At 68.1% G+C, this 13329-nt stretch carries 16 protein-coding genes; 4 read left to right on the top strand and 12 right to left on the bottom strand.

Translation table 11 applies throughout. From position 1 onward, the window contains the following. Positions 1–605: 605 nt before the first annotated feature. The 5 genes from AC1Q7O_RS20705 to AC1Q7O_RS20725 form a co-directional block, all read right to left on the bottom strand. Entirely contained in the window at positions 606–2117 is a 1512-nt protein-coding gene (locus AC1Q7O_RS20705; protein WP_492660321.1) for a tripartite tricarboxylate transporter permease, read from the bottom strand. A 10-nt stretch (positions 2118–2127) separates the two neighbouring features. Continuing rightward, a complete protein-coding gene (locus tag AC1Q7O_RS20710) occupies positions 2128–2592 on the bottom strand; it encodes a tripartite tricarboxylate transporter TctB family protein (protein ID WP_492660322.1) in 465 nt (154 codons plus the stop codon). Positions 2593–2684: 92 nt separating this feature from the next. Beyond that, on the bottom strand, positions 2685–4472 hold the full coding sequence (gene tfpB, locus AC1Q7O_RS20715; RefSeq protein ID WP_492660323.1) for a type IV pilus assembly ATPase TfpB: 1788 nt from the start codon (positions 4470–4472) through the stop codon (positions 2685–2687). 11 nt (positions 4473–4483) lie between these two features. Beyond that, positions 4484–5257 (bottom strand): spermine/spermidine synthase domain-containing protein, encoded by a 774-nt coding sequence (locus AC1Q7O_RS20720; protein WP_492660324.1) that lies wholly within the window; start codon positions 5255–5257, stop codon positions 4484–4486. Between the two features lie 50 nt (positions 5258–5307). Continuing rightward, a complete protein-coding gene (locus AC1Q7O_RS20725) occupies positions 5308–5868 on the bottom strand; it encodes a DNA-deoxyinosine glycosylase (protein ID WP_492660325.1) in 561 nt (186 codons plus the stop codon). A 17-nt stretch (positions 5869–5885) separates the two neighbouring features. Between AC1Q7O_RS20725 and AC1Q7O_RS20730 the strand changes: the two genes are divergently transcribed. The 3 genes from AC1Q7O_RS20730 to AC1Q7O_RS20740 are packed head-to-tail and all read left to right on the top strand — an operon-like array spanning position 5886 to position 7920. Further along, a complete protein-coding gene (locus AC1Q7O_RS20730; RefSeq protein WP_492660465.1) occupies positions 5886–6695 on the top strand; it encodes a mechanosensitive ion channel family protein in 810 nt (269 codons plus the stop codon). 31 nt (positions 6696–6726) lie between these two features. Next, complete coding sequence (locus AC1Q7O_RS20735) at positions 6727–7542, top strand: MOSC domain-containing protein (RefSeq protein ID WP_492660326.1); 816 nt, start codon at positions 6727–6729, stop codon at positions 7540–7542. Positions 7543–7560: 18 nt separating this feature from the next. Beyond that, positions 7561–7920, top strand: a complete 360-nt coding sequence (locus tag AC1Q7O_RS20740) for a hypothetical protein (protein WP_492660327.1) — start codon at positions 7561–7563, stop codon at positions 7918–7920. On the opposite strand, the gene AC1Q7O_RS20745 is transcribed toward AC1Q7O_RS20740, so the two are convergent. Genes AC1Q7O_RS20745 through AC1Q7O_RS20770 form a run of 6 tightly spaced genes read right to left on the bottom strand, consistent with a single transcriptional unit; the run spans position 7892 to position 12049 of the window. Then, positions 7892–8725 carry a TatD family hydrolase gene (locus AC1Q7O_RS20745; protein ID WP_492660328.1) on the bottom strand — a complete coding sequence of 278 codons (834 nt, stop codon included), beginning with the start codon at positions 8723–8725 and terminating at the stop codon, positions 7892–7894. The genes AC1Q7O_RS20740 and AC1Q7O_RS20745 overlap by 29 nt on opposite strands. Continuing rightward, on the bottom strand, positions 8725–8997 hold the full coding sequence (locus AC1Q7O_RS20750; RefSeq protein ID WP_492660329.1) for a type II toxin-antitoxin system RelE/ParE family toxin: 273 nt from the start codon (positions 8995–8997) through the stop codon (positions 8725–8727). Before AC1Q7O_RS20750 ends, AC1Q7O_RS20745 begins: the two co-directional genes overlap by 1 nt. Further along, entirely contained in the window at positions 8997–9233 is a 237-nt protein-coding gene (locus AC1Q7O_RS20755; protein ID WP_492660330.1) for a CopG family ribbon-helix-helix protein, read from the bottom strand. The genes AC1Q7O_RS20750 and AC1Q7O_RS20755 overlap by 1 nt, the downstream gene beginning before the upstream one ends. 38 nt (positions 9234–9271) lie before the next feature. Next, positions 9272–10129, bottom strand: coding sequence for a formyltetrahydrofolate deformylase (purU, locus tag AC1Q7O_RS20760; RefSeq protein ID WP_492660331.1), 858 nt, complete (start codon positions 10127–10129; stop codon positions 9272–9274). Continuing rightward, positions 10126–10803, bottom strand: coding sequence for a lipoprotein-releasing ABC transporter ATP-binding protein LolD (gene lolD, locus AC1Q7O_RS20765; protein WP_492660332.1), 678 nt, complete (start codon positions 10801–10803; stop codon positions 10126–10128). The genes purU and lolD overlap by 4 nt, the downstream gene beginning before the upstream one ends. Next, positions 10796–12049, bottom strand: coding sequence for a lipoprotein-releasing ABC transporter permease subunit (locus AC1Q7O_RS20770; protein ID WP_492660333.1), 1254 nt, complete (start codon positions 12047–12049; stop codon positions 10796–10798). Before AC1Q7O_RS20770 ends, lolD begins: the two co-directional genes overlap by 8 nt. 97 nt (positions 12050–12146) lie before the next feature. On the opposite strand from AC1Q7O_RS20770, the gene AC1Q7O_RS20775 reads away from it, so the two are divergent. Further along, positions 12147–12692 (top strand): histidine phosphatase family protein, encoded by a 546-nt coding sequence (locus AC1Q7O_RS20775; RefSeq protein WP_492660334.1) that lies wholly within the window; start codon positions 12147–12149, stop codon positions 12690–12692. 23 nt (positions 12693–12715) lie between these two features. Here AC1Q7O_RS20775 and AC1Q7O_RS20780 read toward each other — a convergent pair whose 3' ends face one another. Beyond that, the gene (locus AC1Q7O_RS20780; protein ID WP_492660335.1) at positions 12716–13321 is read right to left on the bottom strand and encodes a nitrous oxide reductase accessory protein NosL; all 606 of its coding nucleotides are present in this window, start codon (positions 13319–13321) and stop codon (positions 12716–12718) included. Positions 13322–13329 lie beyond the last annotated feature (8 nt).

Consider the following 13329-nt stretch of genomic DNA (forward strand, 5'->3'; position numbering starts at 1 on the left):
GAAGGACCGTTGCAAGTCACCTTGCAACATCACTTCGCCTCAAACGCCCACGCTTATCGGCTGTTAATTATTAAAGAACATCGCAAGGAGCATTTGCTCTTCTTGCGTCGCTGACAACTTGTTGTTATCAGCAAAGAGGCGAGATTCTAATCCGCCTTTCGCTTCGTCGTCAAGCGTTTTTGAAAATTTCTTTTCTCAACACCTTGCTGATTACTCAGCGGCCGACTCGGCTTTCTTTGCCGCCACTGAATCGTTTATTTAAACTTTTCGTCAGCAGCAAAGAGGCGAGATTTTTATCTGCTTTCACAGTGTCGTCAAGTACTTTCTGAAAATTCTTTTTGGAACTCTCTAGCACCTGGCGACTCTCTCAAGCTCGCCTGCAGATCTTTCGATCCACCTTCGCTGCAACTCGTCGTCGTTTCCGACTCAGTGCTGTGATCAGCGAAGCCCACGACTGTAGCACAGGTTTTCACCTAAGTGGAAGCCCTTTCCCGAAGTTCTTCGAGGCTGGTGCTCACGGGACTTGTGTGCCGCCTCCATAAATCAGAAGGGCCCGGTGATGCTTCGCATCACCGGGCCCTTCTGATTCATTCACCGAGGTGGCGTCAGCCTTCTTCCTGGAAGGCCTCCTCGCGCTTGTTCTTGATCGAGGGCAGCATGACCACCACGATCATCAGTGCGGCGGCGATCAGCAGGCCGGCCGACAGCGGGCGGTTCAGGAACGTCATCCAGTCACCGCGCGCCAGCAGCAGGGCCCGGCGCAGGTTCTCTTCCATCATGGGGCCCAGGATGAAGCCCAGCAGCAGCGGCGCCGGTTCGCAACTCAGCTTGTAGAAGATGTAGCCCAGCAATGCGAAGCCTGCTGTCATGTAGACGTCGAAGGCATTGTTGTTCAGCGAGTAGGTGCCGATGCAGCAGAAAACGACGATGGCCGGGAACAGGAACCGGTAGGGCACCGTCAGCAACTTGATCCAGATGCCGATCAGCGGCAGGTTCAGCACGATGAGCATCAGGTTGCCGATCCACATCGATGCGATCAGGCCCCAGAACAGTTCCGGGTTGCTGGTCATCACCTGCGGACCGGGCTGGATGCCCTTGATGGTCATGGCACCCACCATCAGCGCCATCACAGCGTTGGGCGGGATGCCCAGCGTCAGCATGGGGATGAAGCTGGTCTGCGCGCCGGCGTTGTTGGCGCTCTCCGGCCCGGCCACCCCCTGGATGGCCCCCTTGCCGAACGGGATGCGCGGGTTGCGGTTGATCTTCTTTTCCAGCGTGTAGGCGGCGAAAGACGCCAGCAGCGCGCCACCACCGGGCAGCACGCCCAGCACGGAGCCCAGTGCCGTACCGCGCACAACCGCCGGCCAGGCGTCCTGGAAGTCTTCCTTCGTGGGCCACAGCCCCTTGACCTCCTTCGTGAACACCTCGCGGTGCTCCTCGGGCTGGCCCAGGTTGGCAATGATCTCGCCGAAGCCGAACACGCCCATGGCGATGACGACGAAGCCGATGCCGTCCGTCAGCTCGGGGATGTCGAACGAGAACCGGGCCGTGCCGGTGATGACGTCGGTATTGATCTGGCCCAGCAGCAGGCCCAGCACGATCATCGCAATGGCCTTCACCAGCGAGCCCGAGGCCAGCACGACGGCACCCACGAGGCCCAGCACCATCAGCGAGAAGTACTCGGCGGAACCGAACTTGAAGGCCAGCTCGGTCAGCGGCGGTGCGAAGGCGGCAATGATGATGGTGCCCACGCAACCGGCGAAGAAGCTGCCAAGGCCTGCGGCCGCCAGCGCCGCGCCGGCGCGGCCGCGGCGGGCCATCTGGTAGCCGTCGATGGCGGTGACCACCGAGCTGGACTCGCCCGGCACGTTGATCAGGATGGCGGTGGTGGAGCCGCCGTACTGTGCGCCGTAATAGATGCCGGCCAGCATGATGAGGGCGGGTGTCGCGTCCAGCGTGTAGATGGACGGCAGCAGCATGGCGATGGTGGCGACCGGGCCCAGGCCGGGCAGCACGCCGATCAGCGTCCCCAGCACGGTGCCGAAGAACGCGTAGAGCAGGTTCTGTAGCGTCAGCGCCGTCTGAAAGCCGAGCGCGAGGTTGTTCAGCAGATCCATGTCGCGCGCCTCAGCCGTTGAAGTAGATGGGCCAGACCGGAATCGTCAGCTTCAGGCCCAGGATGAACAGCGCCCAGCTGCCGGCGGTCAGCACGACGCTGCTGAACAGCACGTCGCGCAAGCGGAACTCGCTACCGGCCAGCGACGACAGCAGGATGGTGATGGGCAGCGTGATGATGAGGCCCAGGCGCGGCAGCGCGACGCCAAACACGGCGATGGCCAGGATGATGACCAGCAGCGGCCGCCAGGCGATGGCGCCGATCGGGTCGCCGCCTTCGGACTCCAGCGTCAGTGCCTTGAACAGCACCAGGCCCCCCAGCAGCGCCAGCAGGATGCCGAGGCCGAACGGGAAATAGCCGGGCCCGGGGCGTGCCGAGGTGCCGAAGGAATACTCCGTCGCTCCCCAGGCAAACGCCACGCCCACCACGAGGAACATCAGCCCGGACCAGAAGTCCCGCTGGCTCTTGATCTTCATTGCTCTTGTCTCCAACGCCGCGGGAGGGCGCTCTATTAAGTGGGAGGAATTCTGTCAGCCGCCCCCTGGGGCCGTGCTGTGGATTACACGTATCAGCCTTCCCAGGCGGGCGTGCTGCGCAGCACTTCCTCGATGGTGGTCACGCCTTCGGCCACTTTCATCGCGCCGGCCAGGCGCAGGGGCCGCAGCCCCTCCTGCGTGGCCTGGCGGCGCAATGCGGGCAGGTCGCTCAGCGCGCCTTTGACGCCCTCCGTCACCGTCAGCAGTTCATACAGGCCCGCGCGGCCGCGGAAGCCGGTGTTGCGGCATTCCAGACAGCCGACCGGCCGGTACGGCTTCACGCCGCCGCCCAGGCGCCAGTGGCGCACCAGGTCGTTGAGGCTTTCGCGCGTGACAGTGGGATCGGGCTGCTTGCAATGCGGGCACAGCGTGCGAACCAGCCGCTGGGCCAGCACGCCGATGATGGTGGCGCTGAGCAGATAGCTGGGTACGCCCAGGTCCAGCAGCCGCGTGATGGCCGACACCGAATCGTTGGTGTGCAGCGTGCTGAACACGAGGTGGCCCGTCAGCGCAGCCTGGATGGCCATCTCGGCCGTCTCCAGGTCGCGGATTTCGCCGACCATGATGATGTCCGGGTCCTGCCGCATCAGCGCGCGCAGGCCTTCGGCGAAGCCAAAGTCGAGCACGTTCTGCACCTGGGTCTGGTTGAAGGCCGGCTCGATCATCTCGATCGGGTCTTCGATGGTCGTGACGTTGACCTCGTCGGTGGCCAGGCGCTTCAGCGTCGAGTACAGCGTCGTCGTCTTGCCGGAGCCCGTCGGGCCGGTCACGAGGATGATGCCGTGCGGTTGCTTGACCAGCCCCTCCCAGCGCTCGGAGTCATGCTGGCCGAAGCCGAGCGAGGCCAGGTCCTTGACCGCCGTGTCAGGGTCGAAGATGCGCATGACCATCTTCTCGCCGAAGGCGGTGGGCAGCGTGGACAGCCGCATTTCGACTTCGTCGCCGCCCGGGTTGCGCGTCTTGATCCGGCCATCCAGCGGGCGGCGCTTCTCGACGACGTCCATGCGGCCCAGCAGCTTGATGCGCGACGTCATCGCCGCCATGACGGTGGGCGGCAGCTGGTAGACCGTGTGCAGCACGCCGTCGATGCGAAAGCGGATGACGCCCATGTCGCGGCGCGGCTCCAGGTGGATGTCGCTCGCGCGCTGGTCGAAGGCGTATTGCCACAGCCAGTCCACCACCTGCACGACGCCCTGGTCGTTGGCGTCCAGCTGCTTGTTGCTCTTGCCCAGCTCGACGAGCTGCTCGAAGCTGGCCACCTGGCTCTGCTCGCCAGCCTTGGCGGCTTGGCGCACCGAACGGGCCAGCGTGAAGAACTCGGTCGTGTAGCGCGCAATGTCCAGCGGGTTGGAGATGACCAGCTTGATGGGCTTGCGCACATGCGACTCGATCTGCGCCACCCAGCCGGTGTCGAAGGGCTCGGAGGTCGCGATGGTCACGTCGTTGACGCCGAACTGCACCGGCAGGCAGCGCTTGGCCTCGGCGTAGCCGATGGACATCACGTCGCCGACACGGCCCACGTCGACCTTCAGCGGGTCGATGCGCAGGTAGGGCATGCCCACGCGCGTGGCCAGCCACTCGGACAGCGCATCCACATCCAGCGGCTTGCCCGTGGCCAGATGCACCAGGCTGGCATGCCCCAGTCGCACCAGCGGGTGCAGCGAACTGTCACCCGCAGCGAAGCGCTGCTCCGTGCGCTGCGACTGCGCCTCGTCGATGAGGCCGTCGCGCAGCAGCCATTTCAGCAACTGGCGCCATTCCAGGCGGCCTTCGGGCTTGGAGGACGACGGGGCAGCAGCGGGTTTCGGCTTGGGAGTCATCGTTTCGGTCGTCAAAGCGCTTGGATGATGCTCATGGGCAGCGGCCGCACCAGGCGCAGCCACTTGCGGGCCGGCAGCTTGAAGCGCGATTCGATGGTAGCCGCGCACTGCTCCAGCACCTCGCGGTCAGGCACCGTCACGCCACGGGCGGCGACGACGACCGTGTTGCCCTCCTTCGTCGGCGCCAGGCTCCACACCTGGTCGGGCCCGAAGGCGCGCGCGATGCGCTGCGCACTGCGCGCAAAGCTGGCGCTGCGGCCGAACAGGTTCACCGTCATCAGCCCGCCATCCGCCAGCACGCCGCGGCAGGCGGCGTAGAAGGCCTCGTCGTCCAGCACCGGCGACGCGGCGTCATGGTCATACAGGTCGACGTTGAGCACGTCCACAGTCTGCAGGTTCGCGTCGTCGGCCACCCAACCACCGGCATCCGCGTTGACGACGTTCAGCCGCGCGTCGTTGGCAGGCAGGCGGAACCACTGCCGGCAGGCGGCGATGACCTCCGGGTTGATCTCCACGGCAGTCGTGCGCATCTTGAGCTGGCCGTGGCAGAAGCGCGTCAGCGCCGCCGCGCCGAGGCCCAGCTGCACGGCATGGCCCTCGCCCAACGACGCCTCGTCGCGCCACAGCATCCAGGCGCACATGCGCTGGATGTATTCGAGTTCCAGCTGGTCGGGCTTGCGGATGCGCATCGCGCCCTGCACCCAGATCGAGTCCAGGTGCAGGAAGCGCACGCCGTCGAACTCGCTCAGCGTGGCGGGGCCCCAGGTCGGTGTCTTGGATTTCATTGGCGGCGCATCCTAGGTCAAGGCGGCAGGCGCGGCCCTCGGGGATCTTGCTACGACAGGTAAAGCTGCACGGCGGCGCGCCAGGCGTCAATCTTCGCCGGCAGGCTCTGGCCGGCATGGGCCGGGCTGGTGGACGGCAGGCGCAGCACCGGCAGGTCCGGCGCGCCCAGCGCCAGCAGCGTCTGCTTGTGCGCCAGCGCACCGTTGCAGGCGATGGCGCGCAGCGCCGGCAGCCGCGCCACCAGCTCCTGCAGGTCGCTGGGCTCGGCGGCCTGGATGGCCGTGTCCAGGCTGCCCTCGCGGCGGCAGGCGGCCACGGCGTCCCACAGCGCGATGCGGTGCCCGCGCAACACCTGCAGCCGCTCGGCGTAGGGGCGCCCGGCCAGGCCGGCCTCGCCCGTCAGCGCCGCCATGACCGGCCAGAACGCGTTGCGCGGATGGGCGTAGTACTGCGCGGCCTGCAGCGATGCCGCGCCGGGGAAGCTGCCCAGCACCAGCAGCCGCGCCCGCTCATCAAACACCGGCGCCAGGCCGACGAGTCGCCGCTCAGGCTCGGGGTTTGCGGGGTTGGCGCCGCGGGCCGGCGGCTGAGAGGATGGGGGAGATTTCAACGGGAGCACTCGAAATGATGAACACCGAAGCCGTCTGGCAGTTTCTCAGCACCCAGGGCGCCGACTTCGGCCTGAAGGTGCTGGCGGCCATCGCCGCCTGGATCGTGGGCCGGTGGCTCATCTCCTTGGCGCTGCGGCTGTTCTCGGCGGCACTGCTGCGCGGCAAGCACATCGACTCGACGCTGGTTACCTACCTGCGATCCATCCTCAGCGTGCTGCTGAACATCATCCTGATCCTGTCCATCCTGGACATCTTCGGCGTCAAGACGACCTCGTTTGCCGCGCTGCTGGCCGGCGCGGGCCTGGCCATCGGCACCGCCTGGGGCGGGCTGCTGACCCATTTCGCCGCCGGCGTCTTCATGCAGGTGCTGCGGCCGTTCAAGGTGGGCGACTTCGTACAGGCCGGCGGCGTGACCGGCACCGTCACCGAGATCGGCCTGTTCGGCACGACCATCACCAGCCCCGACAACGTGCACACCATCGTCGGCAACAACGCAGTCTTCAGCGGCTCGATCCAGAACTTCTCGACGCTGCCGCACCGCCGCGTCGACTGCGTCGCCAAGGTCGCCAACTCGGTGGACCCGCTGGACGCCATCGCCCGGCTGCGGCCGGCCATCGCCGCCATTCCCAACGTGATGACCACACCCGCGCCTGACATCGAGATCCTGCAATTCACTCCCGAAGGCCCGCTCCTGGCCGTGCGGCCCTACTGCCACACCGATCACTACTGGCAGGTCTACTTCGACACGCACAAAGCGGTCGTCGCGACCTTCGGGGCGGCGGGCTACCCGGTGCCGGAGACCCCGATCACGCCGCGGAATCGTTGAGCCCCTCGCCCAGCCTCGCCCCGCACGCGCCATGACTGACCTGACCGCCCGCATCGCCAGCCTCTGGCGCTACCCGGTGAAGTCCTGTGCCGGCGAGGCCGTCGACACGCTCGTACTCGACGCCGAGGGCTGGCCCGTGGGCGACCGCGGCTGGGGTGTGGTCACCGCCGGCGGCGAGCTGACGTGGATGGGCGCCTTCCCGCGCTTGGCGTTGGTCCACGCGTCGCTGGTCGATAGCGGGCTCACGCTGAGGACGGAAGGCCACGAACTGACGCTGCCCGTGGAGGGCGGCGACGCGGTCACCGTCAACGCATGGAACGACGGTATCAAGGGCTTCGACCGGATCCAGGCCTGGGATGCCGGCGACGCAGCGGCCGCGCTGCTGCATGCGGCGACTGGTGAACGGCTGCGCCTCGTGCGCCTGAGCCACGAGGCGCAGCGCCGGCCCATGCTGAACGCGCTGCACCTGGTGGGTGATGCGTCGCTGCAAGCCTGGCGCGATGCCACGACCCAACCCCTGGCTGGCGCGGCGCAACGCGCACGGCCCAACATCGTGCTGACCGCCGCCGACGATGGCGACCTGCCGCCCTTCATCGAGGACCTGATGACCCAGGCCCGCATCGGCGCGCTGACGCTGGCCCGCACGAGTGTCTGCGTGCGCTGCGTCATGCCGACCGTGGACCCGGCCACCGCCGAGCAGCAGCCGCCGGCGATGGACGCGCTGGTACGGCTCAGCGCCGAGCGCGCGCCGGGCGCGCCGGTGCAGTTCGGCATCTATGCGCGCGGCAGCGGCGCCGGCACGCTTCGTGTGGGCGACCGCGTGGCGCTGAGCCTCGAATTCTCCTGACCCGAACCCTGCACCTCAATGAAACCCGTTCTTCTTCTCATCGCGCTTGTCGCCACATGGCCCTGCAGCGCGCAGCCCACCGAACCAGCCACGGCGCCGGCCGCTGCCGCGTCGGCGGCGCTGACGTTCCCCAAGGACCGCTGCCCGCCTCCTCCCCTCATGCCCAAGGTGGTGGTCCCGTCAGGCGACTACAACTTCAAGGTGCACACCCTGATCAAGGCCGACGGCAGCGTGGGCGAAGTGCGCGTCGAGGGGCGGGGCGCACGGGATTTCAAGCGAATCATCGCCAAAGCGTTCGACGGCTACCGCTGCCTGCCGGCCGAGGCGGATCAGGAATACCAGATCGACCTCAAGCTGGGCAGCCGGCTCGTAGGCTAGCCAGCCGCGGCAGCGCCGCCAGCGCGTTGGCGCTCGTCACCGCGGCCGCCTGCTCAACCGTCCAGCCGCGCAGAGAAGCCAGGCTGCCGGCGATGCGCGGGAGTTCGCCAGGCTCGTTGCGCCCCTGCTCGGACGCCGCGTCGCGCTCGGCGGCCGTTCGGTAGAGCCACTGCGGCGGGATGTCCGGCGCATCGGTCTCCATGACCAGCGCCGTCTCGGACACCGTCGCCGCGATGCGGCGGATCTGCAGCGAGCGCTCGAAGGTCAGCGTGCCGCCGAAGCCGAGCTTGAACCCGAGGTCGATGAAGGCCTGCGCCTGCTGCTCGCTGCCGTTGAACGCATGGGCAATGCCGCCGTGCGTGAAGCCCACGCGGCGCAGGCCGGCCAGCAGCTTGTCGGCGCTGCGGCGCACATGCAGCAGCACCGGCAGGCCGGCACGCTTGGCGAGCCTCAACTGCTCGACGTAGAAGTGCTGCTGGACGTCGGCATCCAGCCCCGGCACGAAGAAGTCCAGCCCGATCTCGCCAACCGCCACAAGCCGCGGGTCGTCCCGGTGCTGCTGCAGCGCGTCGGCCACGCTGTCCAGGTCGCCCGGGCCGGCGTTCATCACGTACAGCGGATGGATGCCCAGCGCATAGCTGAAGCCATGGTAGTGCGCCAGCTCGCGCACGCGCGCCAGGTTGTGCGCGTCCACGGCCGGGATGACGATCTGCGCAACGCCCGCGGCTTTCGCGCGGGCGACGACGGCGTCGCGGTCAGCGTCGAACTCGGCGGCGTCGAGATGGCAGTGGGTGTCGATCCACATCAGCGTCGACGCATGGCGTTGTGATGTATGCGGAGCACCTGCACCGTGCCCTCATTCGCCCGGTAGATGACCCGGTAGTTGGCGTGCAGCACCAGTTCACGTGTCCCGGGCAGCCGTCCGGCGTGGCCGAGGCCCGGAAACTCCTCCAGCCGCTCGATCTTGTCCCTCAGCTCCTGCGCGAAGCTCGTGGCACGGCCAGGGTTGTCGGCAGCGATGTAGTCCAGCAGATCCTGCAGATTGCGCAGCGCGCCGCGCGTCCACCGAATCGCCATCAGGCGCCGTGGCGAGCGAAGACCGCGGCCACGTCGGCCTCACTGGCGAACTCGCCCGCCTCCGCTTCCCGCAGGCCGGCCTTGATGTCCTCGATCTGCCAGGCTTCCAGTGCCAGCAGCTGCTCCAGGGCTTCAGACACCACCCGGGACGGGCTGCGCGCTGTGTCACGGGCCAACGCGTCCACCTGGGCGAACACGGGCTCGGGCAGTTCGATGCTCAGTGTGCGGCTGCTCATGGGCGACTCCTCGAAAGCGCTGCCACCGAGTTTAGGCTTCAGCGGAACACCACGGTCCGGTTGCCATTCAGCAGCACTCGGTGCTCCGCATGCCACTGGATGGCCCGCGCCAGCGCCACGCATTCCATGTCGCGGCCGATGCCCACGAGCTGCTCGGGCGGCATGCTGTGGTCGATGCGGGCGACTTCCTGCTCGATGATCGGGCCCTCGTCGAGGTCGCTGGTCACATAGTGGGCCGTGGCGCCGATGAGCTTCACGCCGCGCTCGTAGGCCTGGTGGTAGGGCTTGGCGCCCTTGAAGCTGGGCAGGAAGCTGTGGTGGATGTTGATCGCACGGCCCGACAGGTCGCGGCACAGCGCGGGCGACAGGATCTGCATGTAGCGCGCCAGCACGACGAGGTCGATCTGGTTCTCGGCCATCACGTCGCGGATCTTGTCTTCCTGTGCGGCCTTCTGCGCGTCGGTGGCACCCAGCAGCGGGAAGTGATGGAACGGAATGTTGTGCGACGCCGCGAGCTGGTAGAAGTCGCGGTGGTTGGACACGATGGCCGGGATCTCGATCGGCAGGTGCCCGGTCTGCACGCGGAAAAGCAGGTCGTTCAGGCAATGCCCCAGCTTGGAGACCAGCAGCAGCACGCGCGTCTTGCGCTGGCGCGACACCAGTTCCCAGTCCATGCCGAACTCGCTGGCCAGCGGCGCGAAGGCGGCCTGCAATGCCGCCTCTTCGACAGTGGCTTCGAACTCGATGCGCATGAAGAAGCGCTGGTGATCCGCATCGCCGTGTTGGTGCGACGTGATGATGTTGCCGCCCTGCTGCAGCAGCACGCCGGTGACGGCGTGCACGATGCCGGCGCGGTCGGGGCAGGAGAGCTTGAGAACGAAACGTGGAGCGGTCATGACTTGAATTGGCCCTTGACCAGGTGCAGCTGCCGGTCGCAGCGTGCCGCGAGGTCGCGGTCGTGGGTGACGAGGACGAAGGCGGTGCCCTGTTCGCGGGCGCGCTCCAGCATCAGCGCGAACACGGCGTCGGCGGTGTCGCGGTCGAGGTTGCCAGTGGGCTCGTCGGCCAGCACGCAGGCCGGGCGCGTGACGAGTGCGCGGGCGATGGCCACACGCTGGCGCTCGCCGCCGGAGAGTTCCGCCGGGCGGTGCTGCACACGGTCTTTCAGGCCCACGCGGGCGAGCATCTCGGCGGCCACCTCGCGCGCCTGCGCCGGGGTCTGGCGGCGGATGCGCAGCGGCATGGCCACGTTGTCCAGCGCCGAGAACTCGGGCAGCAGGTGGTGGAACTGGTAGACGAAGCCCAGGTGCTGGTTGCGCCAGCGGCCGCGCTCAGCTTCGTCCATGGACGCGAAGGACGTGCCCATCAGCGTCACGCCACCGGTGGTGGGCTGGTCCAGCCCGCCCAGCAGGTGCAGCAGCGTGGACTTGCCCGAGCCCGACGCGCCGATGATGGCCAGCGTCTCGCCGCGCTTCACGGCCAGGTCCACGCCACGCAGCACGGTGACGTCGAGGCTGCCTTCCTTGAAGCGGCGGGTCAGGCCGGTGGCCTGGATGACGGCGTCATTCATAGCGCAGCGCCTCCGCCGGCTGCACGCGGCTGGCGCGCCAGCTCGGATAGAGCGTGGCGAGGAAGGCCAGGCTCAGCGAGCCGATGGCGATGGGGACGATGTCGCCGCTCTGCGGGTCGCTGGGCATCTGGCTGATCAGGTAGATGCTGCCCGGCAGGAAGCTGACGTTCAGCAGGTGTTCGATGGCGGGCACGATGATGTCGATGTTGAAAGCGATCAGCAGCCCCAGCACCACGCCGGCCAGCGTGCCGATGATCCCGGACGCGGCACCCTGCACGATGAAGATGCCCATGACCGAGCGCGGGCTGGCACCCAGCGTGCGCAGGATGGCGATGTCGCTCTGCTTGTCGGTCACCGTCATCACCAGCGTCGACACGAGGTTGAAGGCCGCGACGGCGACGATCAGCGTCAGCACGATGCTCATCATGCGTTTCTCGATCTGAACGGCGTCGAACCAGGTCGCGTTGGACCGTGTCCAGTCGCGCACGAGGATCTCCGGTCCCATCTGGCCAGCCAGCTCGGCGGCCACGCGGCGGGCATCATGCACGTCGCGCAGCTTGAGCTGCACCCCCGTGGGCCCCTCGGTGCGGAACAGCCGGGCAGCGTCGTCCACGTGCACCAGCGCCAGGCTGGAGTCGTACTCGTAGTGGCCGGAGTGGAAGACGCCCACGATGTTGAAGCTCTTCAGCCGCGGCACGACGCCGGCCGGCGTGACCTGGCCGCCGGGCGCGACGACGGTGATCTTGTCGCCCTCCCCCACGTTCAGCTGGCGGGCCAGCTCGGCGCCCAGCACGATGTTCCAGGCGCCGGGGACGAGCTTGGCGTAGGTGTCCTTGAGCTGCGCACCCAGGCCGGTGACGGTCGCCTCCTCGGCCGGCGAGATGCCGCGGATGACGGCGCCGCGCATGTCCTCGCCGCGGGCGATCAGGCTCTGGTTGGCCACGAACGGCGCCGCGCCGATGACGGCCGGGTTCTGGCGCGCCTTGGCGGCGGTGGCCTGCCAGTCGGGCAGCGCCTGGCCGGAGTAGTTCAGCAGCTCGACGTGCGCGATGACGTTGAGCATGCGGTCGCGCACTTCCTTCTGGAAGCCGTTCATGACCGACAGCACGACGATGAGCGCCATCACGCCCAGCGCGATGCCCACCATCGAGGCGCCGGAGATGAAGCTGATGAAAGCGTTGCGCCGCCCGCCGCGGCCGGCGCGCACGTAGCGCCAGCCGACCTGGAGTTCAAACGGCGACGGCATGGGGGTTTTCGGTGGCAGACGGCATGGGGCCGGCATGGTAACTGGCGGGCCGGGTCAGAATGCCCGGCACCCCATCCCACCCTCACCAGGAGAAGCGATGAAGCCCTTGTCTGCCCTGCCCGTGGCGTGCCTGCTGACAACCGCGCTGGCGCTGCCGGCGGCCGCGATGCCCGACGTCGTCATCGTCGTGCGCCATGCCGAGAAGGCCGCCGAGGCCGGCAACGACCCGGCACTGTCCGAAGCCGGCCTGCAACGCGCGCAGGCGCTGGCCCAGGCGCTCGCCGGGCTGCGCGTCAATGCCATCGTGACGACGCAATACCAGCGCACCCGCGCCACGGCCGCGCCGCTGGCGCAGGCGCTGGGGCTGCAGCCGCAGGTCATCGAGACGCGCCGCGGCGACATGCCCGGCCATGTGCAAGCGGTGGCCGATGCCGTGCGCGCCCAGACCGGCGCGGTACTGGTGGTGGGGCACAGCAACACCGTGACGCCGCTGCTCGCCGCGCTGGGCGGGCCGAAGCTGCCGGAACTGTGCGAGACCAGCTTCCACCACGTCTTCGTGCTGCAGCCGGCGGCCACGCCGCTGCGCTGGGCGCAGTTCGGTTACGGCGCGCCCAGCGTGGCGCCGCAGGCGGGCTGCCTCTGACGCCGGCCAAGCGCCGCGCGCCGTCAGTGGCGGTGGGGTGCGAGCAGCTGCAGGGCTGACGGGAGTTCATGCACCAGGGCGGCAAAAGCCATCGCCTCGCCACCGTGACGGCTGATGAACCGTTGTGCCGCCTCGCCGGTGGCAGTGGCGGGCAGGTTGCCGCCACGCATCGGACCAGCGAGCGCCGAGCCGTGCACGTAGAGCGCCTGCTCCGCGGCAAGCCAGCGGCCGGTCTCGTGCTCGCGAACGTGAAGGGCGGCGATGTCGGACCGCTGCCGCCCGGTCGCGTAGCGAGGCACCTGCTGCAGATACAGGAACAGACTCAGTGGCGAGTCGAGGTGATGGGCGTGCCCATCCGTGTAAAGCACCTGCGCAGCCCAGCTGGGCTGCCGCGCAGGGAACATGCCGCAGACAGGGCAGCGAGCGTCGTCCGGTATGGCGCGTGGCGCCATTGGGTCGCCAAGGCCATCCCAGGCCACCGTGGGCGCGTAGAGGCAGACATCGTCGGGCGGCATGGCCGCGGGATTCGAGGCTCCGGCGTGGCGGATCAGCAGCGGGGCGCCGACGCCCGCCAGCGACGCCGCGCCGATCAGCGCGAGCCGCAGCCAGGCCTGGCGGCGAGTTGGCATCACGGCGC

The sequence above is a fragment of the Roseateles sp. GW823-FHT07B05 genome, from assembly GCF_058794515.1.

What these genes read in the sequence shown, in the direction of transcription:
- AC1Q7O_RS20705 (WP_492660321.1), bottom strand. Translation starts at nt 2,117, where the DNA reads ATGGATCTGCTGAACAACCTCGCGCTCGGCTTTCAGACGGCGCTGACG.
- AC1Q7O_RS20710 (WP_492660322.1), bottom strand. Translation starts at nt 2,592, where the DNA reads ATGAAGATCAAGAGCCAGCGGGACTTCTGGTCCGGGCTGATGTTCCTC.
- tfpB (WP_492660323.1), bottom strand. Translation starts at nt 4,472, where the DNA reads ATGACTCCCAAGCCGAAACCCGCTGCTGCCCCGTCGTCCTCCAAGCCC.
- AC1Q7O_RS20720 (WP_492660324.1), bottom strand. Translation starts at nt 5,257, where the DNA reads ATGAAATCCAAGACACCGACCTGGGGCCCCGCCACGCTGAGCGAGTTC.
- AC1Q7O_RS20730 (WP_492660465.1), top strand. Translation starts at nt 5,886, where the DNA reads ATGAACACCGAAGCCGTCTGGCAGTTTCTCAGCACCCAGGGCGCCGAC.
- AC1Q7O_RS20735 (WP_492660326.1), top strand. Translation starts at nt 6,727, where the DNA reads ATGACTGACCTGACCGCCCGCATCGCCAGCCTCTGGCGCTACCCGGTG.
- AC1Q7O_RS20740 (WP_492660327.1), top strand. Translation starts at nt 7,561, where the DNA reads ATGAAACCCGTTCTTCTTCTCATCGCGCTTGTCGCCACATGGCCCTGC.
- AC1Q7O_RS20745 (WP_492660328.1), bottom strand. Translation starts at nt 8,725, where the DNA reads ATGTGGATCGACACCCACTGCCATCTCGACGCCGCCGAGTTCGACGCT.
- AC1Q7O_RS20750 (WP_492660329.1), bottom strand. Translation starts at nt 8,997, where the DNA reads ATGGCGATTCGGTGGACGCGCGGCGCGCTGCGCAATCTGCAGGATCTG.
- AC1Q7O_RS20755 (WP_492660330.1), bottom strand. Translation starts at nt 9,233, where the DNA reads ATGAGCAGCCGCACACTGAGCATCGAACTGCCCGAGCCCGTGTTCGCC.
- purU (WP_492660331.1), bottom strand. Translation starts at nt 10,129, where the DNA reads ATGACCGCTCCACGTTTCGTTCTCAAGCTCTCCTGCCCCGACCGCGCC.
- lolD (WP_492660332.1), bottom strand. Translation starts at nt 10,803, where the DNA reads ATGAATGACGCCGTCATCCAGGCCACCGGCCTGACCCGCCGCTTCAAG.
- AC1Q7O_RS20770 (WP_492660333.1), bottom strand. Translation starts at nt 12,049, where the DNA reads ATGCCGTCGCCGTTTGAACTCCAGGTCGGCTGGCGCTACGTGCGCGCC.
- AC1Q7O_RS20775 (WP_492660334.1), top strand. Translation starts at nt 12,147, where the DNA reads ATGAAGCCCTTGTCTGCCCTGCCCGTGGCGTGCCTGCTGACAACCGCG.
- AC1Q7O_RS20780 (WP_492660335.1), bottom strand. Translation starts at nt 13,321, where the DNA reads ATGCCAACTCGCCGCCAGGCCTGGCTGCGGCTCGCGCTGATCGGCGCG.